23 protein-coding genes, 1 pseudogene and 1 riboswitch are annotated in these 24,616 nt (G+C 71.4%); of the genes and pseudogenes, 11 read left to right on the forward strand and 13 right to left on the reverse strand.

Going from position 1 to position 24,616, the window contains the following annotated elements; translation table 11 throughout:
* From RBJ77_RS04060 to RBJ77_RS04070, 3 genes and pseudogenes are all read right to left on the reverse strand, one after another.
* Window positions 1-216, reverse strand: a pseudogene (locus RBJ77_RS04060) (hypothetical protein); the annotation flags it as partial.
* Between the two features lie 102 nt (window positions 217-318).
* Window positions 319-585: a DUF4031 domain-containing protein gene (locus RBJ77_RS04065; protein ID WP_372343728.1), complete on the reverse strand. Its 267-nt coding sequence runs from the start codon at window positions 583-585 to the stop codon at window positions 319-321.
* Entirely contained in the window at window positions 582-950 is a 369-nt protein-coding gene (locus RBJ77_RS04070) for a hypothetical protein (protein ID WP_372343729.1), read from the reverse strand. Before RBJ77_RS04070 ends, RBJ77_RS04065 begins: the two co-directional genes overlap by 4 nt.
* Window positions 951-1,040: 90 nt before the next feature.
* Here RBJ77_RS04070 and RBJ77_RS04075 point away from each other — a divergent pair, with 90 nt between their 5' ends.
* From RBJ77_RS04075 to RBJ77_RS04095, 5 genes are all read left to right on the forward strand, one after another.
* On the forward strand, window positions 1,041-1,967 hold the full coding sequence (locus RBJ77_RS04075; protein WP_255974412.1) for a MurR/RpiR family transcriptional regulator: 927 nt from the start codon (window positions 1,041-1,043) through the stop codon (window positions 1,965-1,967).
* A gap of 82 nt (window positions 1,968-2,049) precedes the next feature.
* Window positions 2,050-3,000 (forward strand): N-acetylmuramic acid 6-phosphate etherase, encoded by a 951-nt coding sequence (gene murQ / locus RBJ77_RS04080; RefSeq protein WP_372343730.1) that lies wholly within the window; start codon window positions 2,050-2,052, stop codon window positions 2,998-3,000.
* 42 nt (window positions 3,001-3,042) lie between these two features.
* Window positions 3,043-4,569, forward strand: coding sequence for a PTS transporter subunit EIIC (locus tag RBJ77_RS04085; protein ID WP_372343731.1), 1,527 nt, complete (start codon window positions 3,043-3,045; stop codon window positions 4,567-4,569).
* A 192-nt stretch (window positions 4,570-4,761) separates the two neighbouring features.
* Window positions 4,762-5,328 carry an ABATE domain-containing protein gene (locus RBJ77_RS04090; protein ID WP_372343732.1) on the forward strand — a complete coding sequence of 189 codons (567 nt, stop codon included), beginning with the start codon at window positions 4,762-4,764 and terminating at the stop codon, window positions 5,326-5,328.
* A gap of 115 nt (window positions 5,329-5,443) precedes the next feature.
* Window positions 5,444-5,740 (forward strand): hypothetical protein, encoded by a 297-nt coding sequence (locus tag RBJ77_RS04095; protein ID WP_255978590.1) that lies wholly within the window; start codon window positions 5,444-5,446, stop codon window positions 5,738-5,740.
* A gap of 29 nt (window positions 5,741-5,769) precedes the next feature.
* On the opposite strand, the gene RBJ77_RS04100 is transcribed toward RBJ77_RS04095, so the two are convergent.
* The 5 genes from RBJ77_RS04100 to thrC form a co-directional block, all read right to left on the reverse strand.
* Window positions 5,770-6,480: a DUF6215 domain-containing protein gene (locus tag RBJ77_RS04100; protein ID WP_372343733.1), complete on the reverse strand. Its 711-nt coding sequence runs from the start codon at window positions 6,478-6,480 to the stop codon at window positions 5,770-5,772.
* A gap of 176 nt (window positions 6,481-6,656) precedes the next feature.
* Window positions 6,657-8,282 (reverse strand): chaperonin GroEL, encoded by a 1,626-nt coding sequence (gene groL / locus RBJ77_RS04105; RefSeq protein WP_255978595.1) that lies wholly within the window; start codon window positions 8,280-8,282, stop codon window positions 6,657-6,659.
* Window positions 8,283-8,584: 302 nt separating this feature from the next.
* Entirely contained in the window at window positions 8,585-8,791 is a 207-nt protein-coding gene (locus tag RBJ77_RS04110) for a cold-shock protein (RefSeq protein ID WP_005486335.1), read from the reverse strand.
* 432 nt (window positions 8,792-9,223) lie between these two features.
* Window positions 9,224-9,499, reverse strand: a complete 276-nt coding sequence (locus tag RBJ77_RS04115; RefSeq protein ID WP_306322932.1) for a ubiquitin-like small modifier protein 1 — start codon at window positions 9,497-9,499, stop codon at window positions 9,224-9,226.
* 94 nt (window positions 9,500-9,593) lie between these two features.
* On the reverse strand, window positions 9,594-10,892 hold the full coding sequence (thrC, locus tag RBJ77_RS04120; RefSeq protein WP_372343734.1) for a threonine synthase: 1,299 nt from the start codon (window positions 10,890-10,892) through the stop codon (window positions 9,594-9,596).
* Between the two features lie 18 nt (window positions 10,893-10,910).
* A riboswitch (SAM riboswitch) is annotated at window positions 10,911-11,065 on the reverse strand.
* 134 nt (window positions 11,066-11,199) lie between these two features.
* On the opposite strand from thrC, the gene RBJ77_RS04125 reads away from it, so the two are divergent.
* The 3 genes from RBJ77_RS04125 (at window position 11,200) to RBJ77_RS04135 (ending at window position 15,762) form a co-directional block, all read left to right on the forward strand.
* A complete protein-coding gene (locus RBJ77_RS04125; protein ID WP_372343735.1) occupies window positions 11,200-12,147 on the forward strand; it encodes a glucosyl-3-phosphoglycerate synthase in 948 nt (315 codons plus the stop codon).
* A gap of 61 nt (window positions 12,148-12,208) precedes the next feature.
* Window positions 12,209-14,278, forward strand: a complete 2,070-nt coding sequence (locus RBJ77_RS04130; protein ID WP_372343736.1) for a hypothetical protein — start codon at window positions 12,209-12,211, stop codon at window positions 14,276-14,278.
* Between the two features lie 101 nt (window positions 14,279-14,379).
* Entirely contained in the window at window positions 14,380-15,762 is a 1,383-nt protein-coding gene (locus tag RBJ77_RS04135) for a trehalose-6-phosphate synthase (protein ID WP_372343737.1), read from the forward strand.
* A gap of 229 nt (window positions 15,763-15,991) precedes the next feature.
* Here RBJ77_RS04135 and otsB read toward each other — a convergent pair whose 3' ends face one another.
* The 3 genes from otsB to RBJ77_RS04150 are packed head-to-tail and all read right to left on the reverse strand — an operon-like array spanning window position 15,992 to window position 18,297.
* Window positions 15,992-16,813: a trehalose-phosphatase gene (gene otsB, locus RBJ77_RS04140; RefSeq protein ID WP_372343738.1), complete on the reverse strand. Its 822-nt coding sequence runs from the start codon at window positions 16,811-16,813 to the stop codon at window positions 15,992-15,994.
* A 22-nt stretch (window positions 16,814-16,835) separates the two neighbouring features.
* On the reverse strand, window positions 16,836-17,072 hold the full coding sequence (locus tag RBJ77_RS04145) for a DUF3263 domain-containing protein (RefSeq protein ID WP_255978627.1): 237 nt from the start codon (window positions 17,070-17,072) through the stop codon (window positions 16,836-16,838).
* 10 nt (window positions 17,073-17,082) lie between these two features.
* Complete coding sequence (locus RBJ77_RS04150) at window positions 17,083-18,297, reverse strand: ABC transporter substrate-binding protein (protein WP_372343813.1); 1,215 nt, start codon at window positions 18,295-18,297, stop codon at window positions 17,083-17,085.
* A 247-nt stretch (window positions 18,298-18,544) separates the two neighbouring features.
* Between RBJ77_RS04150 and RBJ77_RS04155 the strand changes: the two genes are divergently transcribed.
* From RBJ77_RS04155 to RBJ77_RS04165, 3 genes are all read left to right on the forward strand, one after another.
* Entirely contained in the window at window positions 18,545-19,501 is a 957-nt protein-coding gene (locus RBJ77_RS04155; RefSeq protein WP_372343739.1) for an ROK family protein, read from the forward strand.
* Window positions 19,501-20,646 carry an N-acetylglucosamine-6-phosphate deacetylase gene (gene nagA, locus RBJ77_RS04160; RefSeq protein WP_372343740.1) on the forward strand — a complete coding sequence of 382 codons (1,146 nt, stop codon included), beginning with the start codon at window positions 19,501-19,503 and terminating at the stop codon, window positions 20,644-20,646. Before RBJ77_RS04155 ends, nagA begins: the two co-directional genes overlap by 1 nt.
* Window positions 20,647-20,770: 124 nt before the next feature.
* Window positions 20,771-21,703: a 1-phosphofructokinase family hexose kinase gene (locus RBJ77_RS04165; RefSeq protein WP_372343741.1), complete on the forward strand. Its 933-nt coding sequence runs from the start codon at window positions 20,771-20,773 to the stop codon at window positions 21,701-21,703.
* Window positions 21,704-21,725: 22 nt separating this feature from the next.
* Here the strand turns inward: RBJ77_RS04165 and RBJ77_RS04170 are convergent, their stop codons facing one another.
* Both RBJ77_RS04170 and cdgB read right to left on the reverse strand, forming a co-directional pair.
* The gene (locus tag RBJ77_RS04170; RefSeq protein ID WP_372343742.1) at window positions 21,726-22,646 is read right to left on the reverse strand and encodes a CBM35 domain-containing protein; all 921 of its coding nucleotides are present in this window, start codon (window positions 22,644-22,646) and stop codon (window positions 21,726-21,728) included.
* A gap of 111 nt (window positions 22,647-22,757) precedes the next feature.
* A complete protein-coding gene (gene cdgB, locus RBJ77_RS04175) occupies window positions 22,758-24,440 on the reverse strand; it encodes a diguanylate cyclase CdgB (RefSeq protein ID WP_372343743.1) in 1,683 nt (560 codons plus the stop codon).
* Window positions 24,441-24,616 lie beyond the last annotated feature (176 nt).

The following is a 24,616-nucleotide window of genomic DNA, read 5'->3' on the forward strand; positions in this document are numbered from 1 at the left end:
CGCCACCACGAGACAGGCCCCCGGCAGCGCCCACGGCCCGAACTCCCGGCCGGACCGCAGCTGTTCACCCGTCACCCAGCCGAAGGCCGCGGCCCCCCGCACCGCCGGCCACCGGCCGGCCGCCACCACGTCGTGCCCCGCCCACGGCGCGCACTGCCCCCGCCAGAGGGCCGCGCGGCCCGCACCGCCCGGGACGTCCTCAAGTCCTGACACCACGACCGTCGCTCCGTTCTCTGCGTGTGATGGAGGTTCCACCCTCAAGACACGGCAGAGAACCGGACCGGCAAAGAATCTCGACGGCCGCCTCCGGCAACTCCCTTACGCGGGGCGCCCCTTGGGCCTGCGCAGCCCGGCCTCGGTGAGCCGTCGCACCAGTTCCTTCGAGCCGATCTCCACGGCGCCCGCACCGACCGCGTCCGCGTACCGGTGCGCGGGGATGTCGTAGTGGTCGCGCTCGAAGGCCCGGGCGGGCACCCCCAGCCCCTCGGCGAACGCGTGCAGTTCGTCGAACGAGACGTCGCTGACCAGGTGCGACCACATGCGGCCGTGGCCCGGCCAGTTCGGCGGGTCGATGTAGACGGTCATCCGGCCACGGTCCCCAGCGCCCCCACCGGCGCGACCACCACCCCGGCCTCGGAGCAGACCCAGTGCGGGTCGGCGCCCAGCTCCGGCTCCACGTCGAGGGCGTGCGGGTCGCCGGTGCCGCACACCGGGCACAGCGGCCACCGGCCGTAGCGCTCCAGGAGGCCGTCCTTGACGTCCTGGGCGACGAGCCCGGTCACGTACTCGACGCCCTCCGGCCACTGCTCGACCCACCAGCGGCGCGAGGCGATCGACTCCTCGACGAGCGAGACGACGTCCGCGTCGGCGACGTCCACCGCCTTGAGGTCGGCGAGGACGAGGGCGCGGGCGGCGTGCAGGGCCTGTTCGAGCGGGCTGACGGAATCCATGCACCCATTGTCCCGCGCCCCTCATATGTGACGGACGTCCCGGCCGAAGGACCCTTGACCGCGACACGCCGCGAAAATATCTTTCATTATGTGAGCAATGACGTGAAGGAAAGTTTCGCCAGCGATGCGCCGCCCGCCCCGGCCGCCCTCGCGGCCAAGGTGCGCACCCTGGCGCCGTCGATGACCCGCTCGATGCAGCGGGTCGCCGAAGCGGTCGCCGGCGACCCGGCGGGCTGCGCCGCCCTCACCGTCACCGGCCTCGCCGAGCTCACCGGCACCAGCGAGGCGACGGTGGTCCGCACCGCCCGCCTCCTCGGCTACCCCGGCTACCGGGACCTGCGCCTGGCGCTCGCCGGCCTCGCCGCCCAGCAGCAGTCGGGCCGGGCCCCGGCCGTCACCGCCGACATCGCGGTCGACGACCCGATCGCCGACGTCGTCGCCAAGCTGGCCTACGACGAGCAGCAGACCCTCGCCGACACCGCGGCCGGCCTGGACACCGTGCAGCTCGGCGCCGCCGTGGCCGCCCTCGCGGGCGCCCGCCGCGTCGACGTGTACGGGGTCGGCGCCTCCGGCCTCGTCGCCCAGGACCTCGCGCAGAAGCTGCTGCGCATCGGCCAGGTCGCGCACGCGCACAGCGACCCGCACCTGGCGATCACGAACGCGGTGACGCTGCGCGGCGGCGACGTCGCGGTCGCCATCACCCACTCCGGCGGCACCGGCGACGTCATCGAGCCGCTGCGGGTGGCCTTCGAGCACGGCGCCACGACCATCGCGATCACCGGCCGCCCCGACGGGCCCGTCTCGCAGTACGCCGACCACATCCTGACCACCTCCATCGCCCGCGAGAGCGAGCTGCGGCCGGCCGCGATGTCGTCCCGCACGAGCCAGCTCCTCGTCGTGGACTGCCTGTTCGTGGGCGTCGCCCAGCGCAGTTACGAGACGGCCGCGCCCGCCCTCTCGGCGTCGTACGAGGCCCTCGCCCACCGACATTCACCCCGCGGCCGGGGCGGCCGCTAGCCCCGGCGCCCGCGCACACCCCTCGCCCCGCCACCGCCCCCCCGTCACCCGTCACCCGTCACCCCGGAAAGAGCCGTCCGCCATGACCACCACCGACGACGCCGCCTACTCCGAGCTCCGCGCCCAGCTGGACACCCTCACCACCGAGGCGTTCCGCCCCGAGCTCGCCGAGATCGACCAGCTCTCCACCCTGGAGATCGCGAAGATCATGAACGGTGAGGACGCCTCCGTCCCCACCGCCGTCGCCGCGCAGCTGCCGCAGATCGCCGCCGCGATCGACGGCACCGCCGAGCGGATGGCCCGCGGTGGCCGCCTGATCTACGCGGGCGCCGGCACCGCTGGACGGATGGGCGTGCTGGACGCCTCCGAGTGCCCGCCCACCTTCAACACGTACGACGGCCAGGTCGTCGGCCTGATCGCGGGCGGCCCGTCCGCGATGGTGAAGGCGGTCGAGGGGGCCGAGGACTCCAAGGAGCTGGCGGCCGCGGACCTGGACGGCCTGGACCTGACCGCGGACGACATCGTCGTCGGCATCTCCGCCTCCGGCCGCACCCCGTACGCGATCGGCGCCGTCGAGCACGCCCGCGCCCGCTACGGCGCACTCACCGTCGGCCTGTCCTGCAACGCGGACAGCGCCCTCGCGGCCGCCGCGGACCACGGCATCGAGGTCGTCGTCGGCCCCGAGCTCCTCACCGGTTCCACCCGGCTGAAGGCGGGGACGGCCCAGAAGCTGGTCCTCAACATGCTCTCGACCGTCACCATGATCCGGCTCGGCAAGACGTACGGGAACCTGATGGTCGACGTACGCGCGTCGAACGAGAAGCTGCGGGCCCGCTCCCGCCGCATCGTCTCCCTCGCCACCGGCGCCGAGGACGCCGCCATCGAGGCCGCGCTCGCCGCGACCGACGGCGAGGTCAAGAACGCCATCCTCGTCATCCTCGGCGAGGTCGACGGCCCCACGGCCGCCCGCCTCCTGCACGACTCGCAGGGTCACCTGCGGGCCGCTCTCCTCGCGGCCACCACCACCCCGTAGAACCACCGGAACCACTCCCCGCACAGCAAGGCAGCACGCACCATGGCTGAGAACAAGAACCGCGACGTGGCGGCCTCGATCCTGCCGCTCATCGGCGGTGCCACGAACGTCACCTCCGTAGCCCACTGCATGACCCGGCTCCGGCTGGGGCTCGCGGACCGCTCGCTCGTCCAGGACGAGGCGCTCAAGGCGCTTCCCGACGTCATGGGCGTGGTCGAGGACGACACGTACCAGATCGTCCTCGGCCCGGGGAAGGTCGCCCGCGTCACCCCCGAGTTCGAGGAGCTGGTCAACGAGGGCAAGGCCGCCGCGCCCGCCCCCGAGGCGCACGCCCTGACCGCGGACGAACTGGCCGCGCAGGGCGCCGAGCTGAGGGCGGCGCGGAAGGCCAAGAACGCCACCCCGTTCAAGCTGTTCCTCCGCAAGATCGCCAACATCTTCGTCCCGCTGATCCCGGCCCTGATCGGCTGCGGCATCATCGCCGGCATCAACGGCCTGCTGGTCAACCTGGAGTGGCTGCCGGGCGTCACCCCGGCGCTCGCCGCCATCGCCTCCGGCTTCATGGCGCTGATCGCCGTCTTCGTCGGCTACAACACGGCGAAGGAGTTCGGCGGCACGCCGATCCTGGGCGGCGCGGTCGCGGCCATCATCGTGTACGCGGGCGTGGCGAACATCGAGGCGTTCGGCCAGAAGCTCTCGCCCGGCCAGGGCGGTGTGCTCGGCGCGCTGGGCGCGGCGGTGCTCGCCGTGTACGTGGAGAAGTGGTGCCGCAAGTGGGTGCCGGAGGCGGTCGACGTCCTGGTCACCCCGACCATCACGGTCCTGGTCTCCGGCCTGGTCACGATCTTCGGCCTGATGTACGTCGCGGGTGAGGTCTCCACCGGCATCGGCACGGCGGCCAACTGGCTCCTGGACAACACCGGCGCGTTCGCCGGCCTGGTCCTCGGCGGCCTCTTCCTCCCGCTGGTCATGCTGGGCCTGCACCAGGCCCTCATCCCGATCCACACCACCCTCATCGAGCAGCAGGGCTTCACGGTCCTGCTCCCCATCCTGGCGATGGCGGGCGCCGGCCAGGTCGGCTGTGCGATCGCCGTCTACAAGCGTCTCAAGCACAACAAGTCGATCCGCAACACCATCAAGTCGGCGCTTCCCGCGGGCTTCCTCGGCGTCGGCGAGCCCCTCATCTACGGCGTCTCGCTCCCGCTGGGCCGTCCCTTCATCACCGCCTGCGTGGGCGGCGCGGCGGGCGGCGCGTTCGTCGGCCTCTTCTCGATGCTCGGCGACAAGGTCGGCTCGACCGCCATCGGCCCGTCCGGCTGGGCGCTCTTCCCGCTCCTCGACGGCAACCACGGCTGGGGCACGACGGCCGCGATCTACGGCGGCGGCCTGCTGGTCGGCTACGCCGTCGGCTTCCTCGCCACGTACTTCTTCGGCTTCAGCAAGGAGATGCTGGTCGACCTGAACGCGGACGTGGACGCGGGCGAGTCCCCCGAGGCCCGCGCCGAGGAGGGCCCGTCGGCCCCGAAGACCACGGCCGCGGACCACACGAAGGAACCGGCGAAGGTCTGACCCCCTTCGCTCCCCCATCCCCGGGCCCCGCGGAAGCCACCCCCGAGCTCCGCGGGGCCCGGCCTTGTCCAGGGCCGCGAGGAACGGCGCGACCAGCCCCCACCGACCCGCCCCCGGCCGCAGGGTCCGTCTCACCGCGGACGAACCGGGACGTTACCTGTCAAACCAGTAACCTGCTAGCGTGCACCCATCATGGACACGCACCCCGGCCTCCTGGACTTCCGTTGGTACGGCGGAAGGCTCTCGGTCAACTTCACGGCCACGCTGGGCAAACGCGGACCCGAACCGGTCGAGCGGCTGCGCACGCCGGACGACCTGTCCCGCTGGTGCCACGAGGCGAGCCTGTCCGAGGGACCGCTGCCGGACGCCACGACCCGGACCCTCACGCAGGCCCGCCACCTGCGCGAGGCCCTCTACCGGGCCCTGACCGGCGCGCCGGGCCCGGCCGACCTGGACACGGTCAGCACCTGGTCCTCCCGCTCCCTGCCCGGCCCCCGCCTCGCCCTCGGCGAGAACGGCACCGCGACCCTGGAACGGCCCCAACTCCACCTCACGGGCGACCTGTTGACGCTGGTCGCCCGGGACGGCGTCGACCTCCTGACGGGACCGCACGCCCACCGTGTCCGGGAGTGCGCCGCACCCGACTGCACCCTGCTCTTCGTCGACGAGAGCCGCCCCGGCCGACGCCGCTGGTGCTCCATGGACACCTGCGGCGCCCGCACGAAGATGCAGGGCTACCGGGCCCGCCGCGCCCGCTGAACCGGCCGACCGCGACGTCGGGCACGCCGCCGACGGCGACCTCCCGAGCCCCGTTCCCGTACCCGTGCGCCGCTCTCCACATGCGCCGGGGCGCGCCCTCCCGCATCCTGACCCCATGGCTGACAGCACTCTTTCCAAGATCTCCTGGACCGAGTTCCGCCCCGACCAGCGACGCCTGGTCACCGGTGCCGCCCTGACCGGCCTCGGCATGCTCACGGCCGCGGCCGGTGTCGGCGTCCTGGTCTTCGAGCTGGCGCGCGCGGGCCGCACCTGGACCGGCGCGTGGGAGGTGCCGCCCGCCGAGCTGGCGTCCCGCGCCCTCCACCAGGCCCAGAGCGCCGCCCAGAGCGCCGCGCAGGCCGGCCGCGAGGCGTGGACCAGCTATCAGGAGTCCCCCGTCTCCTCCCGCTAGGAGCACGCCAGGAGCCGAGGACCGCCTGCTCAGGCGCGGGCGCGGTCCTTCCAGCCCGGGATCGTCGGCAGCACCCGCTCGGCGACCTGGAGCAGCGTCGTGTCGTCCGGCACCCCGCCGTCCGAGCGCCACAGGGTCAGCTCGTAGAAGCCGCCGCTGTCCTTGTCGTGCAGCGGGACGACGAGGACCCGGGCCGGGACGCCCGGCGCGCTGGTCGCGTCGCTGCCGTCGAGGCGGAAGCCGATGCTGATGGTGCGGTCGGAGTAGAGGGCCCCGTTGCGGCCGAGCACCTTCTGCGGCTGGACCTCGTCGCCGAGCAGCTCGGCGGTCGTGGCCACCGTGAGCTTGTTGTACGTCGCCGACAGGGTCACGGTGTACGTGTCGAACTCGACCCGCGACGAGGGGTGCGGGATCTTGCTGCTGCCGGTGCCGATCGAGCCCCCGCCGCCGCTCGCGCTCTTGGCGGTCTCCGCCGGCGTACCGAGGAGTTCGGCGAGGTCGGAGCGGTTGAGCGCGGTGCACAGCTGCGCTCCGTACGCCCGGCCCGCCGCCTTGTCGCCCTTCTCGGCCTCGCCGCCCGAGCAGACCGCGGGTTTCGCCTCGGCGGCCGCGCCGGTGTCCGTCTGGTTCTTCGAGATCGCCCAGAATCCGACGGCGAGCGCGCCCACCAATGCCACGGCGGATATCGCCTGGCCCCACGGATTCATGCCCTTCTCGGGCACGTCATTACTGTCCGCCATGTCCCCCACCCGCCCCGATCCCCTGACATATGCCGGGGGACCATAACCCGTGATCATCGGGCGGACAAGGAAAATCTTGATCACGCGGGCGGCCCCGGAAAACGCCCGAGGGCGGCACCCTCTCGCGAAGAGAAGGTGCCGCCCTCGGGAAAGGACAGGCCGAACCGTCAGACGGCTCAGAAGTCCATGTCACCGCCCGGCATGCCGCCGCCGGCCGGGGCAGCGCCCGCCTTCTCCGGCTTGTCGGCGATGACGGCCTCGGTGGTGAGGAACAGCGCGGCGATGGAGGCGGCGTTCTGCAGGGCAGAGCGGGTCACCTTCGCCGGGTCGAGGATGCCCTCGGCGATCATGTCGACGTACTCGCCCGTGGCGGCGTTCAGACCGTGGCCGACGGCCAGGTTCCGAACCTTCTCCACGACGACGCCACCCTCGAGACCACCGTTGACGGCGATCTGCTTGAGCGGGGCCTCCAGGGCGAGCTTCACGGCGTTGGCGCCGGTCGCCTCGTCACCGTCGAGCTCGAGCTTCTCGAAGACCGCGGAGGCCTGGAGCAGGGCCACGCCACCACCGGCGACGATGCCCTCCTCGACGGCCGCCTTCGCGTTGCGAACGGCGTCCTCGATGCGGTGCTTGCGCTCCTTGAGCTCGACCTCGGTCGCGGCACCGGCCTTGATGACCGCAACACCGCCGGCGAGCTTCGCCAGGCGCTCCTGCAGCTTCTCGCGGTCGTAGTCGCTGTCCGAGTTCTCGATCTCGGCACGGATCTGGTTGACGCGGCCCTGGACCTGGTCGCTGTCACCGGCGCCGTCGACGATCGTCGTCTCGTCCTTGGTGATGACGACCTTGCGGGCGCGGCCGAGCAGGTCGAGACCGGCGTTCTCCAGCTTGAGGCCGACCTCCTCGGAGATGACGGTGCCACCGGTGAGGATGGCGATGTCGCCGAGCATGGCCTTGCGGCGGTCACCGAAGCCCGGGGCCTTGACGGCGACGGACTTGAAGGTGCCACGGATCTTGTTGACGACCAGGGTCGACAGGGCCTCGCCCTCGACGTCCTCGGCGATGATCAGCAGCGGCTTGCCGGACTGCATGACCTTCTCGAGCAGCGGAAGGAGGTCCTTCACGTTGCCGATCTTCGAGTTGACGATGAGGATGTACGGGTCGTCGAGCGACGCCTCCATACGCTCCATGTCGGTGGCGAAGTACGCCGAGATGTAGCCCTTGTCGAAGCGCATACCCTCGGTGAGCTCCAGCTCCAGACCGAAGGTCTGGGACTCCTCGACGGTGATGACGCCTTCCTTGCCGACCTTGTCCATGGCCTCGGCGATGAGCTCGCCGATCTGGGTGTCGGCGGCGGAGATGGAGGCGGTCGAAGCGATCTGCTCCTTGGTCTCCACGTCCTTGGCCTGCTCGAGCAGGGCGGCGGAGACGGCCTCGACGGCCTTCTCGATGCCACGCTTGAGGGCCATCGGGTTGGCACCGGCGGCCACGTTGCGCAGACCCTCGCGCACCAGGGCCTGGGCCAGGACGGTCGCGGTCGTCGTGCCGTCACCGGCGACGTCGTCCGTCTTCTTCGCGACCTCCTTGACCAGCTCGGCGCCGATCTTCTCGTACGGGTCCTCGAGCTCGATCTCCTTGGCGATGGACACACCATCGTTGGTGATCGTGGGGGCGCCCCACTTCTTCTCGAGGACGACGTTGCGACCCTTGGGGCCCAGGGTCACCTTGACGGCGTCGGCGAGCTGGTTCATGCCGCGCTCGAGGCCGCGCCGTGCCTCCTCGTCGAACGCGATGATCTTGGCCATGTGAAGTGGTCCTCCCGGACGGGGTGGAAACGCAAACGGACCGTGCTGGTGCCCGCGACGGACGGCCTGCAGCCCTTGTGGTTCCTTGCCCCACCCGGCCTGCGAGCCTCACCGACCCGATCCAAGTTCTGTCACTCTCACTCGGAGAGTGCTAACGCCAATGATTAGCACTCGGCACCCCCGAGTGCAAGGCCGTTCGGAGAAGCCGGGGGTCGCCGGGGCAGCACGAAGGGCCCGCCCCCGGCAACCGGGAGACGGACCCTTCATGGACGTACGAAGCCTGCTGTCAGTCGCGACGCGCTTCAGCCGGCGGCCAGGCGGACCATGTCGGCCTGCGGCCCCTTCTGGCCCTGCGAGATCTCGAATTCCACTCGCTGACCCTCTTCGAGGGTGCGGTAGCCGTCCATCTGAATCGCGCTGTAGTGGACGAAAACATCCGCACCACCGTCGACCGCGATGAAGCCGTACCCCTTCTCCGCGTTGAACCACTTGACGGTGCCCTGAGCCATGCCTAACTCCCCTATTACTGGCCCTTGCGCGAGACCACACTTCGCGGTCCCGGGTCAGACCTCACGCCCCAAAGGGTTTGGGGGTGTGCGCCGGAACGCGTCGACCGCGGCTGAATGTATCTGCCCAACTGCCGTCTGCAACAGGTCAATCGGACGAGAATTCTGGGCACGCCAGATCGGGGAAACCAGGCCAACTCACCGGATTCCAGGGCAAGTCGGGCCGCACAAATGCCATAAAGAGCCCGAATGGGCTGGACACTTTGGCTGCTTCTTGTCGGGGCTCGGGCGAGAACTCATATGCGCCCGTCATGCACCACGTACGAGAGCGAAGCAGGTTCCCCAACTGTACCGCGCTCAACCATGCAGAATTGCCCCCTCCGCTTCTCTCGCGGAGGGGGCAATTCGAGTAACTCTGTGTGGAACGGCGAAAGATCAGCCGCCGGCGACGGCCGGAATGATCGAGACGCCCGCGCCGTCCGGCGTCGCCGTCTCCAGGCCCTGCTCGAAGCGGACGTCGTCGTCGTTGACGTAGACGTTGACGAAGCGGCGCAGCTTGCCCTGGTCGTCGAGGACGCGGGCGGCGATGCCGGTGTGGTTCTTCTCCAGGTCGGCGATGACGTCGGCGAGGGTCGCGCCCTCGGCGGCGACCTCGGCCTGACCGCCGGTGTAGGTGCGGAGGATGGTGGGGATGCGGACGTTGACGCTCATGGGTTCACCTCGGTCTTTCAGCCCCGCCGGCGTTCGAGGAGCGGGGATCCGGGGGCAGGGCCCCCGGTTTCGGGAAGGGGCGGGTCGGGGGAATCTACTCGGCGAGCCCGGCAGCGCGGAACGCGTCCAGCGACGGCCGAATGGTCGCTGTGGCCTGCGAAGACTCCGCGACCGCGTCGAGGGTCTTCAGACCGTCGCCCGTGTTCAGGACGACCGTCGTCAGGGACGGGTCGATGAGGCCCGCCTCGATGAGCTTCTTCGTGACGCCCAGCGTCACACCGCCCGCCGTCTCGGCGAAGATGCCCTCCGTCTGCGCGAGCAGCTTGATCGCGTCGACGACCTGCTCGTCGTTCACGTCCTCCACGGCACCGCCGGTGCGGCGCGCGATGTCCAGGACGTACGGGCCGTCGGCCGGGTTCCCGATCGCGAGCGACTTGGCGATCGTGTTCGGCTTCTGCGGGCGGACCACGTCGTGGCCGCCCTTGTAGGCGACGGAGACCGGGGAGCAGCCCTCGGCCTGGGCGCCGAAGAGCTTGTACGGCTTGTCCTCGACGAGACCGAGCGCGATCAGCTCCTTCAGGCCCTTGTCGATCTTCGTGAACTGCGAGCCGGACGCGATCGGGATGACCAGCTGGTCGGGCAGCCGCCAGCCGAGCTGCTCGCAGATCTCGTACGCGAGCGTCTTGGAACCCTCGCCGTAGTACGGGCGGAGATTCACGTTCACAAAGCCCCAGCCCTCGCCCAGCGGGTCGCCGATGAGCTCGGAGCAGAAGCGGTTCACGTCGTCGTAGTTGCCCTCGATCGCGACGAGGTCACCGCCGTAGACACCGGCCATGACGACCTTGCCCTGCTCCAGGTCGTGCGGGATGAACACGCAGGAGCGGAAGCCGGCGCGGGCCGCGGCGGCGCCGACGGCGCCGGCCAGGTTGCCCGTGGAGGAGCAGGAGAGCGTGGTGAAGCCGAAGGCGCGGGCGGCCTCGATGGCCTGCGCGACGACCCGGTCCTTGAAGGAGTGCGTGGGGTTGCCCGAGTCGTCCTTGACGAACAACTTGCCCTGCTCGACGCCGAGTTCACGGGCGAGGTTGTCGGCCTTGACGAGCTTGGTCCAGCCGGGGTTCAGGTTCGGCTTCTCGGCGACGTCGGCCGGGACGGGCAGCAGCGGGGCGTAGCGCCAGATGTTGGCGGGACCGGCCTCGATCTGCTTGCGGAGTGCCTCGGGGTCGCCGACGGGCAGGTCGTACGCGACTTCCAGAGGCCCGAAACACTCGACGCAGGCGAAGATCGGTCCGAGCGGGAACTGTGCGCCGCACTCGCGGCAGGAGAGCCCGGAGGCGGGACCGAGGTCGACGGTGGGGGCGGTCGTGGGTTCGGTCGCGACAGTCTGTGCAGCCATGAGAGGCGAGGCCCTTTCTCCTCATCTTCCTCGCGACGCATCTCGCCGCGAGACGGATTTGGCACCTTCCCTAGCCGGGAGCCTCGCGGACGCACTGCGATGTGCGGACGAGACCGGCTGGAGGGTTGCCGGGGCTTCAACGGGCCGTATCCCTCTGCCCCTCTGGATGAGCGGTATTCGATTGTGACGTCCGGGACCCCCGACATGCGATGGTCACCGACGTTGTTCAAGACTGTAACCGAAGCCCTGGACCCTTGAGATAGTCGTCCGAACCGCGAGATGGATCACATACGGGAGGCCCCTGACCGTGCTGGAAGAGGTCGAGCGCTGGCTGAGCAGGCGTTCCTGGTCCGTGGCCGACCGCCCGCGCCAGCAGCTGATCGCCGCGAAGCGGGCGTCGGGCCGGACGGTGAGCGTCGTCCTGCCCGCGCTCAACGAGGAGGAGACGGTCGGCGAGATCGTCTCGGTGATCCGGCGCGAGCTGATGACGGAGGCCGTGCCGCTCGTCGACGAGGTCGTCGTGATCGACTCCGGCTCGACCGACCGCACCTCCGAGGCGGCCGCGGCGGCCGGGGCCCGGGTCGTGCACCGGGACGCGATCCTGCCGCGCATCCCGGCCAGACCCGGAAAGGGTGAAGTGCTGTGGCGTTCGCTGCTCGTCACTTCCGGTGACATCGTGTGCTTCGTCGACGCGGACCTGAAGGAGTTCTCCGCGGACTTCGTCGCCGGGATCGTCGGGCCGCTGCTGACCAACCCGGACGTGGACTTCGTGAAGGCGATGTACGACCGTCCGCTGGACGGCGCCGCGGGCCAGGGCGGTCGCGTCACCGAGCTGATGGCCCGCCCGATCCTCAATCTCCACTGGCCCCAACTGGCCGGATTCGTCCAGCCGTTGGGCGGCGAGTACGCGGCCCGCAGGTCACTGCTCGAACGGCTGCCGTTCCCCGTGGGGTACGGCGTGGAGCTGGGTCTCCTGGTGGACGCCCTGCACACCGTGGGCCTGGACGCGCTCGCCCAGGTCGACGTGGGGGTCAGGATCCACCGGCACCAGGACGGGCAGGCCCTGGGGCGGATGGCGGCGGCGATCTACCGCACGGCGCAGCTGCGGCTCGCGCGCGGACATCTGGTGCGGCCCGTGCTCACACAGTTCGAGCGTGGGGAACGCGGGTTCGAACCGCGGATCCACGAGGTGGACACCGAGGAGCGGCCCCCGATGGCCGAAATCAGCGAGTATGCGGAGCGTCGCGTGGCGTAACTGAGGGCATTCATGTGTTTTGCCTACATTGCCCTTTATGTGGCTTAGACACGCAAAGGGCTTGGCGGCGGGGCTCGCCGCCACCGCCGCCCTGGCCGACCCCCTCACCGGCCTCTCCGCGAGCCCCGCGTCGGCAGACGTGGTCTCCCCCTTCGCCAAGCGGTACGACGAGGCGCTGTACGGCGACTTCAAGACCATCGGCAACACGGTCATGGGGTGCCCGACCACGCCGGCGGACATGGCGTCCCGCTGCGCCGTCGCCGCGAACGGCCAGGGTCGCGACAACAACAACACCTTCGTCATGGAGCGGATCAACACCGCGGGCACCACGGCGGAGTACGGCTCCAGCACCGGTCAGGTCGCCCTCCCGCCGGGCGCCGAGGTCGCCTACGCCCGCCTCTTCTTCGGCGGCAACGACGGCACGTACCGGGGGCCGAGCGGCGCCCAGATGAAGCGCTGCGACATCTCCGGCGCCGACGTGCTCCCCTCGCCCGGCGAGCCGACCGACGCCGTGCCCGTGGTCGGCGTGAACGGCACCGCGCCCAGCAAGGTCGCCCCGGAGAACCTGGTGCGCGACCCGGCGACGACCAGCGGCCCGCACTACTACACGGGCGAGGCCGACGTCACGAACCTGTTCAGCGGGATCACCGGGACCGGCGCCCCGATCCCGGTCGCCGTCGGTGACGTCTGGGCACCCACCGGCAAGGGCTGCGTGGCCGGCTGGTCCATGACCGTCGTCTACAAGTACGACGCCCCGAACGACCAGTACGCGCCCGACCGCCGCAACATCTACGTCTACGGCGGCCACGTCCTGCAGCGCTCCACCTCGCCCGCCACCGACGTCAAGGTCAGCGGCTTCTACCGGACCGACGGCGAACCGCACGCGAGCGTCACCGCGTACGAGGGCGACTGGAACACCCCGGGCGACCGGTTCCTCGTCGGCGGCCGGAACATGGTCGAGAGCCACACCGGCAACACCAACAACTTCTTCATCAGCGAGGACGACGGCGCCCTCGACCCGAAGATGGTCAACAACCTGAGCATCGACGCGAAGGAGTTCGACGTCACCGGCGGCTCCTCGCGGGCCGCGCAGCCCGAGCCGATCCCGGTCGGCGCCACCTCCACCACGCTGAGCTTCACCACCAAGGGCGACACCTACGTCCCCTCGGCGTTCGCGCTGTCCGTCCCGGTCCCCGACCTGGAGATCACCAAGACGGCCAGTCCCGCCAAGGTGAAGCCGGGCGGCACCCTGACCTACACGGTCAAGGCGACGAACATCAGCAAGCTCGACTACCCGAACGCCAAGTTCACCGACGACCTGACGGACAACCTCGACGACGCGACGTACAACGGCGACGCGAAGGCGAGCACCGGGACGGTCTCCTACACCAGGCCGCGGATCAGCTACACCGGTGACATCCCGGCCGGGCAGACCGCCACGGTCACCTACTCGGTGCGGGTCAACGACCCGGTCAGCGGCGACGGCAAGCTCACCAACAACATCGTCGCCGACACCCCGCGCACCAACTGCGACGCGGGCTCCACCGACCCGCACTGCGGCATCACGCCGCCGATCGAGACGCCGCCGGAGCCGCCGGCCCCGGTGCCGCCGCTGGACATCGTGAACCGCCCGGAGACGCCGACCGCGCCGCCCTGCGCCACGGTCCGCGACACGATCACCCTGCGCAACACCAGCGGCCACCCGCGCAAGAACGCCACGGTGTCCTTCCCCGCGAAGCACGTCACCGGCACCCCGACCGCCTCGGCCGGCACGCTCACCAAGAAGGGCTCGACCTACTACTGGACGGGTGACGTGCCCGCCCACGGCAAGGTCGTCATCCGGGCGAACGTCCGGGTGTCCTGCACGCCCGGCGACGTCACCGTGCTCCCGGTGACCGGTGAGGTGCCGAGCACCACCTGCACGGCCCGTCCGCGCGGCGGCGACGACCCGTGCACCGCGGTCGTCGTCACCGAGCGCCGGCAGGCCCGTCCCGCGCCCTCGCAGCCGGCCGGCTCCGAGCTGGCCGAGACCGGCTCCGGCCCGCACACGCTGCTGTACGGCGGGCTCGCCGTCTCGCTGTGCGGCCTCGGCGCCCTCGTCCTCGCCGCGGTCCGCAGCCGCAGGGACTGACGCCCCCTCTGGAGGCGTTCTGAAGGCGTTGTATACGGCCGGGCTCCTGATGGAGCCCGGCCGTACGTTTGAGCGTTTCCGGGGCGGGCTAGTTTCGCTCTATGGCTTCCACGCGTGGTGCTGCTGAGGTTCTCGTCGCGTCCAACCGCGGCCCGGTCTCGTACGCCGTCGGCGACGACGGCTCGATCGAGACGAAGCGCGGCGGCGGTGGGCTCGTCTCCGCGCTCAGCGTCGTCGACGACAAGCTCTGGGTGTGCGCGGCGCTGGACGACGGGGACCGGGAGGCCGTGCGGCGCGGGGTGGCCGAGCCGGGCGTGCGGATGCTGGACATCGACCCGGGCGTGCACGCGGACGCGTACAACGGGATCGCGAACTCGGTGCTGTGGTTCGTGCACCACATGCTGTACCAGACGCCTCTGGAGCCGTCGTTCGGCCCGGAGTTCCGCCGCCAGTGGGCCTCCTACGAGGCGTACAACCGGGCGTTCGCCGAGGCGCTGGCCGAGGAGGCGGCGCCGGGCGCGGCCGTCGTGGTGCAGGACTACCACCTGGCGCTGGTGCCGGGGATGCTCCGCGCGCTCCGCGACGACCTGCGGATCGGGCACTTCTCGCACACGCCGTGGGCGCCCGTCGACTACTTCCGGATGCTCCCCGACGACATCGCCGAGCAGCTCCTGACCGGGATGCTCGGCGCGGACCGGCTGGCCTTCCTGACCCGGCGCTGGGCGGACGCGTTCACCGAGTGCTGTACGCGGATCCTCGGCGGTACGTCCGGTACCCGGATCGGGGTGCACGGGCTCGGCGCCGACGCGGACTTCCTGCGGGAGCGCTCGCGCGCGGCCGACGTGGAGGAGCGGCTCGCCGCGCTGCGGGAGCAGGTGGGGCCCGGGCGCAAGGTGATCGTCCGGGTCGACCGCACGGAGCTGTCCAAGAACATCGTGCGCGGGCTGCGGGCGTACGAGCTGCTGCTCGAGACGCGGCCCGAGTGGCGGGAGAAGGTCGTCCACGTGGCGTTCGCCTACCCGTCTCGGCAGGACCTCGCCGTGTACCGGGCGTACACGGAGGAGGTGTCGCGGGTGGCCGAAGCCGTGAACTCCCGCTTCGGCACGGCGGGTTGGACGCCGGTCGTGCTGCACGTGAAGGACGACTTCGCGCGCTCGCTCGCCGCGTACCGGCTCGCCGACGTGGCCCTGGTCAACCCCGTCCGGGACGGGATGAACCTCGTCGCGAAGGAGGTGCCGGTCGTCTCCGACGACGGGTGCGTGCTGGTGCTGTCGCGGGAGGCCGGGGCGTACGAGGAGCTCGGGGAGGACGCGGTGGTGGTCAACCCGTATGACGTGAGCGGGACTTCGGCCGCGTTGGGCGCTGCGCTGGGCATGGCGGAGGGTGAGCGGGCCGAGCGTACGAAACGGCTGGCCGCCGCGGGGACCGCGTTGCCGCCCGGTCAGTGGTTCCTGGACCAGTTGGCTGCGTTGCGGGAGGGGTAGCCGCTTCGACTGCGGGCCGGTGGGGCTTCTCGCGCAGTTCCCCGCGCCCCTGGGCGGCCCGTTGAAGACTGCGCGTCAGCACACGCCCCCCAGGGGCGCGGGGAACTGCGCGACCAGCCACGACGAACCCCGCACCATCAAACGCGACGCGTCAGCACACGCCCCCCCCCAGGGGCGCGGGGAACTGCGCGACCAGCCACGACGAGGCCCGCGGCCGGCACCGAACCGGTCAGGGCAGACGCGTGGCCAGGTCGCGGAGGAGCGTGACCACCTCGGCCGGGCCGTCCAGGACCAGGTCGGCGCGGTCCGCCAGCTCGGCGATCACCGTGTCGGCCGCCACCAACACCCCCGCCACCCCGTCCGACCGCAACTTCTCCACCGCCGCGAACGCGGGCAGGTCGCCCAGGTCGTCGCCCGCGTACAGGACGGACTCCGCGCCGGTCTCCCGGACGTACTCGGTGAGCGCGACGCCCTTGTCGACGCCCGGCGGGCGCAGTTCGAGGACCATGCGGCCCGGTTCGACCAACAGGCCGTGCCGGGCGGCGAGTTCGCCCAGCGGGCGGCGCAGGGTCTCGAAGGCGGCCTGCGGGTCGGGGGCGCGGCGGGTGTGGACGGCGACGGCGCGGCCCTTCTCCTCCACGTACGTGTCGTGCCACAGGCCCGACTCGGCCAGCACGCCCGGGAGTTCGGAGCGCACCCCGGCGACCCCGGGGTGCGGCGCGGGGGCGCGCACCGTGCCGGTGACGGCGTCCCAGCGCTCGGCGCCGTAGTGGCCGAGCACGACGAGGTGTTCGAGGCCGGGGACGCCCGCGAAGCCGCCGTGCCGGACGGCGACCCCGGCCGGGCGGCCCGTGATCACCGCGACGGAGGCCACCCGGGGCGCGAGCGCGGCGAGCGCGGGGACGGCGTCCGGGTGGGCGCGGGCCTGTTCGGGGTCGGGGACGATCGGCGCGAGGGTCCCGTCGAAGTCCAGGGCGATGACGGCTCGGGAGGGGCGGGCGACGATCGCGGCCAGGCCGTCTCGCCCGGCGTCGGTCCGTGGGGCGTCCATACGGGCGACTTTAAGGGAGAACTCAGCGCTCGCGACGCCGCTCGTCCCGAACCCGCCGCAACCGGTTCACCGTCACCGGCGCCGCCTCCAGCGCGCGCGGGTCGTCGAGGAGCCCGTTCAGCAGCTGGTAGTAGCGGACCGGCGCCAGGTCGAGCTCCTCGCGGATCGCCCGCTCCTTCGCCCCGGGCGACTCCCAGCCACGCCCCTCGAACGCGAGCAGCGCGCGCTCGCGCTCGCCGAGAGGGGGCCGGGGATCCATGTCCGCCACGCTACTCGGCGGCTTCCGCGGCCGCGGCCTGGTTCTGGATCCGGCCGAGGACGGCACCGGGGCTGCCGTTGCCGGACACGGCGGCGCCGATCTGCTTCTTGATCTCGACGCTGACACCCGCCCAGGACGTCTTGCCGACGGGGTACAGCTCGGAGCTGCTCAGGCTCTGCAGGAACGGCCAGAGCTTCTTGTCCTCGGGCGCCGCGGACATGGTCTCGGAGGCGCTGGTGGTGACCGGCAGCAGGTCGTACTCGCGGGAGAAGTCCAGGACGTTCTGCTCGCTGTAGACGTAGTTGAGGAAGGTCCCGATCTCCTTGCCGTGACCGTTCTGCTTGAACGCCATCATCCAGTCGGCGACGCCCATCGTGGACCGGGCGGGACCGTTCGGGCCCGGCAGTTCCACGGTGCCGTAGTCGACGCCCTTCTTGTGGGCCATCTGCATCAGCGTCGGGTGCCCGTTGAGCATGCCGACCTCGCCCTTGGCGAACGCGGCGAAGGCGTCGGCCCGGTTCAGCCGGGAGGGGGCGGTGGGGCCGGTGAGGCCCTTGGCGACGAGGTCGTTCTTCAGCCAGTCGAACGTCTCGACGTTCTGCTTGGAGTCGATCGTGTACGAGCCGACGTCGTCGGTGTAGCCGTCGCCGCCGCTCAGCATCCAGATCATGGTCTCGGCCTGCGCCTCCTCGGAGCCGAGGGGCAGCGCGTACGGGATCTTCACGCCGTCGGCCTTCAGCGCCTTGGCGTCGGCCTCCAGCTCGGCCCAGGTGGTGGGCGCGCTGATGCCGGCGTCCCTGAAGAGCTTCTTGTTGTAGAAGAGCAGCCGGGTCGAGGAGGCGAACGGCATGCCGTACTGGGTGTTGTCGACCTTGCCCGCGTCGGAGAGCTGGGACAGGAAATCGGCCTGGGTGGGAACGTCGAGCAGGTCGCCGACCGGGTAGAGCTTGTCGGCCGCCGCGTAGTCCGCGTACGCGCCGATCTGCGCCATGTCGGGGGCCTTGCCCGCGTCGACCATGTCCTTGACCTTGGCGTCGACGTCGTTCCACGAGTAGACGTCGACGTCGACCTTGATGCCGGGGTTGTCCTTCTCGAACGCGGCGGTCAGCTGGTCCCAGTACTTCTGGGAGCTGTTGGCCGCGGAGTCGCCGTAGTCGGCGGCGACCAGCTTGAGCGTGACGTCCCCGGAACCGGTACCGCCGCAGGCGGTGAGTGTGGCCGCCATGCCCAGGGCGGCCGCTGCCGCCGTCAGTCCGGTGATGTGCCGCTGCACCGTGTCCCCACCCTCGAAATCCGTGTACCGCTGCGCCCCGGGGGTCTCCCAGGGTCGAACACAAGGTCTACACCACTCGGATCTCACTTCTGCAACGGGGCTGGTCACGCCCGGACCCGGTCGGTTCCGCGATCTTTCCGTGCAAGATCCATGCAAGTGGACTAGACCTGTTGTGGGTGAACGCGCGACACTGTGCCCCGTGAGACATGTCATCGCCCTGGACGTGGGCGGCACCGGGATGAAGGCCGCCCTGGTCGGCGCCGACGGCACGCTGCTGCATCAGGCGCGCCGGGCGACCGAGCGCGAGCGCGGCGCCGACGCGGTCGTCGAGACGATCCTCGACTTCGCCGCCGATCTGCGGGCGTACGGCGAGGAACACTTCGGGGAGCCCGCCGCGGCCGCCGGGGTCGCCGTGCCCGGCGTCGTCGACGAGGCGAACGGGATCGCACTGTTCGCCGCCAACCTCGGCTGGCGGGACGTGCCGATGCGGGCCCTGCTGAGCGCGCGGCTCGACGGGATCCCGGTCGCCCTCGGCCACGACGTGCGCACCGGCGGACTCGGCGAGGGACGGCTCGGCGCCGGCAAGGACGCCGACCGGTTCCTGTTCCTGCCGCTCGGCACCGGCATCGCGGGCGCCATCGGCATCGACGGCCGGATCGAGCCGGGCGCGCACGGCTCGGCGGGCGAGATCGGCCACGTCGTCGTCCGGCCCGGCGGGGTGCCGTGCGGCTGCGGGCAGCGCGGCTGCCTGGAGCGGTACGCGTCCGCCTCCGCGGTCACCCTCGCCTGGCAGGCCGCCAGCGGCGACGAGCACGCCACCGCGGCGGACTGCGCGAAGGCCGTCGACGCGGGCGACGAGCGGGCCGCCGCCGTCTGGCGGGACACGGTCGACGCGCTCGCCGACGGCCTCGTCATGGCACTCACTCTGCTGGACCCGCGCACCCTGATCATCGGTGGCGGACTCGCCGAGGCCGGGGAAACCTTGTTCACACCGCTGCGGGCGGCCGTCGCCGAGCGCGTGACGTTCCAGTCGCTTCCCACCATCGTCCCGGCCGTCCTCGGGGACACCGCCGGATGCCTGGGCGCGGGACTCCTCGCCTGGGACCTGCTCGCCGAACACGTCGAAGGCACGGACAACACGGAGGTAACCGCCTGATGGCCACAGCAAAGGTGCTCGCCGGTGCCCGGGTGGTACTGCCCACCGGGACCGTCACCGACGGACGCGTCATCGTCGACGGCTCGCGGATCGCCGGGAGCGCTCCCGCCGACGCCGCCGTCCTCGACCTCTCCGGCCACTGGGTGGTGCCCGGCTTCGTCGACATGCACAACCACGGCGGTGGCGGCGCGTCCTTCACCTCCGGCACGGTCGAGGACATCCTCAAGGGCATCCACACGCACCGGCTGCACGGCACCACGACGGTCGTCGCGTCGTTCGTCACCGGCGAGATGGACTTCCTCGTGCAGCGCGCGGGCCTGCTCTCCGAGCTGGCCGAGCAGGGCGAGCTCGCGGGCATCCACTTCGAGGGCCCGTTCATCTCCCCGTGCCGCAAGGGCGCCCACGACGAGACGCTGCTGCGCGACCCCGACCCGGCCGACGTCCGCAAGCTGATCGACGCGGCCCGCGGCAGGGCCAAGATGGTCACGCTCGCCACCGAGCTGCCCGGCGGCATCGACTCCGTGCGGCTGCTCGCCGAGCACGGCGTGATCGCCGCGATCGGCCACACCGACGCCACGTACGAGCAGACGGTGGAGGCGATCGACGCGGGCGCCACCGTCGCCACGCACCTGTTCAACGCGATGCCGCAGCTCGGCCACCGCGCTCCGGGCCCGATCGCGGCGCTCCTGGAGGACGAGCGGATCACCGTCGAGCTGATCAACGACGGCACGCACCTGCACCCCGCCGCCCTCGAACTCGCCTTCCACCACAAGGGCGGCGAGAAGGTCGCGTTCATCACCGACGCGATGGACGCGGCCGGCTTCGGCGACGGGCGCTACATGCTCGGCCCGATGGAGGTCGAGGTGAAGGACAGCGTGGCGCGGCTCGTCGAGGGCGGCTCCATCGCGGGATCGACGCTCACCCTGGACCGGGCGTTCAAGCGGGCGGCCACCGTCGACCGACTGCCGGTCGAGGACGTGGTCCGCGCGATTTCCGCCAACCCGGCCCGTTTGCTGGGCATTTACGACCAGGTGGGCTCGCTCGAACCCGGCAAGAACGCCGACCTCGTCGTCCTGGACGAGGAGTTCGACCTCAAGGGCGTGATGCGCGGCGGCGAATGGCTCGTCGAGCCGCACCTGTCCTGAGGTCGCAACTGCCGCGAGATCGCAGGCAGTTGCCCGGGCGGCCGGTCCCAGGGCTGGGCTGGCCGCCTTGACTTTGGCATGATCGGCCCCCGCTACTGAAAGTACGTTAGGGGGGTGAGGTCCGGTGATCCTCACGGTCACGCTCAACACCGCACTCGACATCACGTACCGGGTGCCCGCGCTGCGCCCGCACGCCTCGCACCGCGTCACCGAGGTCACCGAACGGCCCGGCGGCAAGGGTCTGAACGTGGCCAGGGTGCTCGCCGCACTCGGTCACGAGGTGACGGTGACGGGCTTCGTGGGCGGCGCCACGGGACGCACGGTGCAGGACCAACTCCTGGGCGTGGAGCGGGTGTCCGACGCCCTGGTGCCGGTCACCGGGTCGACCCGCCGCACGATCGCCGTGGTGGACGCCGCCACCGGCGACACCACGCAGCTCAACGAGCCGGGTCCGGCCGTCTCGCCCACCGAGTGGGCGGCCTTCCAGGAGGCGTACGAGCACCTGCTGCGCTCCGCCTCCGCGGTGGCCCTCTGCGGCAGCCTGCCGCCCGGTGTGCCGGTCGGGGCCTACGCGACGCTCGTCAGGGCCGCCAGGGCCGCCTCCGTGCCCGTCCTGCTCGACACCAGCGGTGAGCCGCTGCGCCGCGGCATCGCGGCCCGCCCCGACCTGGTCAAGCCGAACGCGGACGAACTGGCCGAACTCACCGGCTCCCACGAGCCGTTGCAGGCCATGAAGGACGCCCGCAGGCGCGGCGCGCACGCCGTCGTCGCCTCGCTCGGCGCCGAGGGCCTGTTCGCGCTCACCCCGGACGGCGAGTGGCGCGCCCCGGCCCCCGACCGCCTGTCGGGCAATCCGACGGGCGCCGGTGACTCGGCGGTGGCGGGCCTGCTCTCCGGCCAGGTGGAGCACCTCCCCTGGCCGCAGCGGCTGGCCCGCGCGGTCGCCCTGTCGGCGGCGACGGTGGTGTCACCGGTGGCCGGGGAGTTCGACCGCGACACCTACGAGTCGCTGGTGGGCAAGGTCGCGGTGGCCGACCGTCTGGACGGGGCGGCCTGACTCCGGCCGCCCCGGGCGTCGGCTACTGCAGCCAGAGCTTGTCGATGTTGGCGTTGCACTGGTTGCCGTCGGCGCAGACGAGCTCGATGACGTTCGTGCCCTTGGTCAGGGTGACGTTCGCCCAGGTCGACTGCCAGCCCTTCGCCCAGTCGCCCTTCGGGGACCCCGCGAAGTTCCGCATGCTGAGCGCCTGGGCGTTCGGCTTCGCGTTCACGTTGAGCGTGGCGTCCGCGTCCTCGCCGGGGATGCCGAAGCGGACGTAGAGCCGGTACTGGCCGGCCTTCGCGATGTCCACGTTCCAGGAGATCTTCGCGCCCACCTTGTTGAAGCCCGCGACGTACACGCCGCCCGCGGCCTTCGCGCCCTTCACGTCGGACGCGGTGACGGGGCCGCCTTCCAGCTTCAGCGCCTTCGCGTCCGTCTTGGGCAGGGCCTCCGGCTTGGCCTGCGAGGACTGCGACGGGGTCTCGCTGGGCTGCACGGTCTGCGCGTCGCCGGACGGGTTCGCGCCCGCGTCGCCGCCCTTGTCGTCGTCCGAGCCGTTGCTGAGCATGGCAACGCTGATCCCTATGACGACGGCCGCGACCACGGCGACCGCCCCGATCAGCAGCGCCTTCGTGTTCGGACCGCGACCCCGGCCGCCACCGCCGCGCGCGGGCTGCTGCGGCGGTCCTGGCTGGGCGGGAACGCCGCCGGCCACCGTCTCGGGAGCCTGGTAGTACGCGTTCGGCTGCTGGTACTGCTGGGTGGGCTGGGTCTGCCCGTACTGGCGCTCGCCGACCGCGCGGACCTGGTGGTACGAGGAGCGGGGATTCGGGTAGCCGTAGCCGCCACCCCCGCCATTGGGCGGGGTCGCCCCGGCCGCCTGCCCGTCGGCGTACAGATAGCCGAACGGGTCGTCGTCCTCGGGCGTGGTGCTCGCGCCGTTGTTGCCGGGCGCCATCCCTGATCACTCCCTACACGTTGCTTACCGGGGCGAGCGTACCCGCTGCGAGGCACCCCAAGGCGTGGCCTTGACCTCACCGAGACCCGGGAATCCCGCGCGGCCCGGGGGTCAGCCGGCCCGCCGGTGCTGCTTGGCACGTGATCTTTTCTCCACGTACATCCGCTGGTCAGCGGATTGCAGCACTTCCTCTGCCGTCATGCCGCAGTGGGCCCAGCCGATGCCGAAACTGGCCCCCACGCGCACCGCCCGGCCGTCCACCCGAATCGGCGGAATGATGGCGTTCCGCAACCGGACCGCGAGATCCTCGGCGTCCGCCCGGCCGAGCCCGTCGGCGAGCACCACGAACTCGTCGCCGCCGAGCCGGGCGACCGTGTCCCCGTCCCGGACGCCGCTGGTCAGCCGGCGGGCGACCTCGATGAGAACCGCGTCACCCGCGTTGTGCCCGAACCGGTCGTTGATCGACTTGAAGCCGTCGAGGTCGCAGAAGAGGACGGCGAGGCCCTTGGTGCCGTCGTCGGCCGAGCCGTCGCCCTCGGGCGCGATCACGTGCACGTGGTGGTCGAAGCCGTCGAACCCCTCGTAGAGGCCCGACTGGTGCGGGACGACGGAGCCGAAGTCGAAGCCGTGCCCGTTCGTGTCCGGGACGGCCGGGTGGTCGCCGTACGCCGCGTCGAGCGAGTCCACGGCGCTCGGCCTGCTGTCCTGCGGGCGGCGGCAGAGCCGGGCGGAGAGGCGGGCGCGCAGCTCCGCCGAGTTGGGCAGGCCGGTGAGGGAGTCGTGCGAGGCGCGGTGGGCGAGCTGCAGCTCGCGGCGCTTGCGCTCCTCGATGTCCTCGACGTGGGTGAGCAGGAACCGCGGCCCGTCGGCGGCGTCGGCCACCACCGAGTTCCGCAGGCTGACCCAGACGTACGTGCCGTCGCGCCGGCCGAGCCGCAGCTCGGCGCGGCCGCCCTCGGCGGAGGTGCGCAGCAGCGTGCCGATGTCCTCCGGGTGCACGAGGTCGGAGAAGGAGTAGCGGCGCATGGCGGAGGCGGGCCGGCCGAGCAGCCGGCACAGCGCGTCGTTCGTCCGCAGGATGCGGCCGTGCTGGTCACCGCCCATCTCGGCGATGGCCATGCCGGACGGCGCGTACTCGAAGGCCTGCCGGAAGCTTTCCTCGCTGGCGCGCAGGGCCTGCTGCTCGCGCTCCAGGCGGACGAGGGCGCGCTGCATGTTGGAGCGCAGCCGGGCGTTGCTGATCGCGATGGCGGCCTGGAACGCGTACATCTGCAGGGCCTCGCGGCCCCAGGCGCCGGGCCGCCGCCCGTTGCGCGGGCGGTCGACGGAGATGACGCCGAGGAGTTCGCCGCCCGACGTGCCGGTGGCGTACATCGGGGCGAAGAGGCGGTCGGAGGGGTGCCACTCGTCGTCGAAGCGGGGTGGCGGGCCGTCCGTGAACCACTGCGGCACGTCGTCCTCGTCGAGGATCCAGCCCTCGGTGTACGGGATGAAGCGCAGCTCGCCCCAGGACTCGCCCATGCTCAGCCGGCGGTCCCAGGAGGTGCGGGAGCCGACCCGGCCGGTGATCAGTGCCTCGGCGGCGGAGTTCCCGGAGAAGGCCGCGACGACCAGGTCGCCGTCGGGGCGTACGAGGTTCACGCAGGCCAGCTCGTATCCGAGCCCGTTGACGACACCGTCGGCGACGGTCTGCAGGGTGTCGGCCAGGCTGCGGGCGGTGTTCATGTCCGCCATCACCTGGTGCAGCTGACGCAGGGTCGCAAGACGGACGTACGGCTCCGACTCGGTCTCCATGCTCAGTTCTCCCCGAGACCTCGACAGCACTCCAGAATTCTGATCGGCTCTCTTCGCACGTGCAGCAGCACGTTCATTTCGCAGTGTCGACCGCCACTGAATCACAGCGCGCTGCCCACTCGGTACACAGGGTCAACAAATAATGGCCCCTGTGACTCAAGTCACAGCAGAAGGTG

Origin of the sequence: Streptomyces sp. KL116D (assembly GCF_030766975.1) — a bacterium.
In the GTDB taxonomy this organism is placed as follows: Bacteria; Actinomycetota; Actinomycetes; order Streptomycetales; family Streptomycetaceae; genus Streptomyces; species Streptomyces longispororuber_A.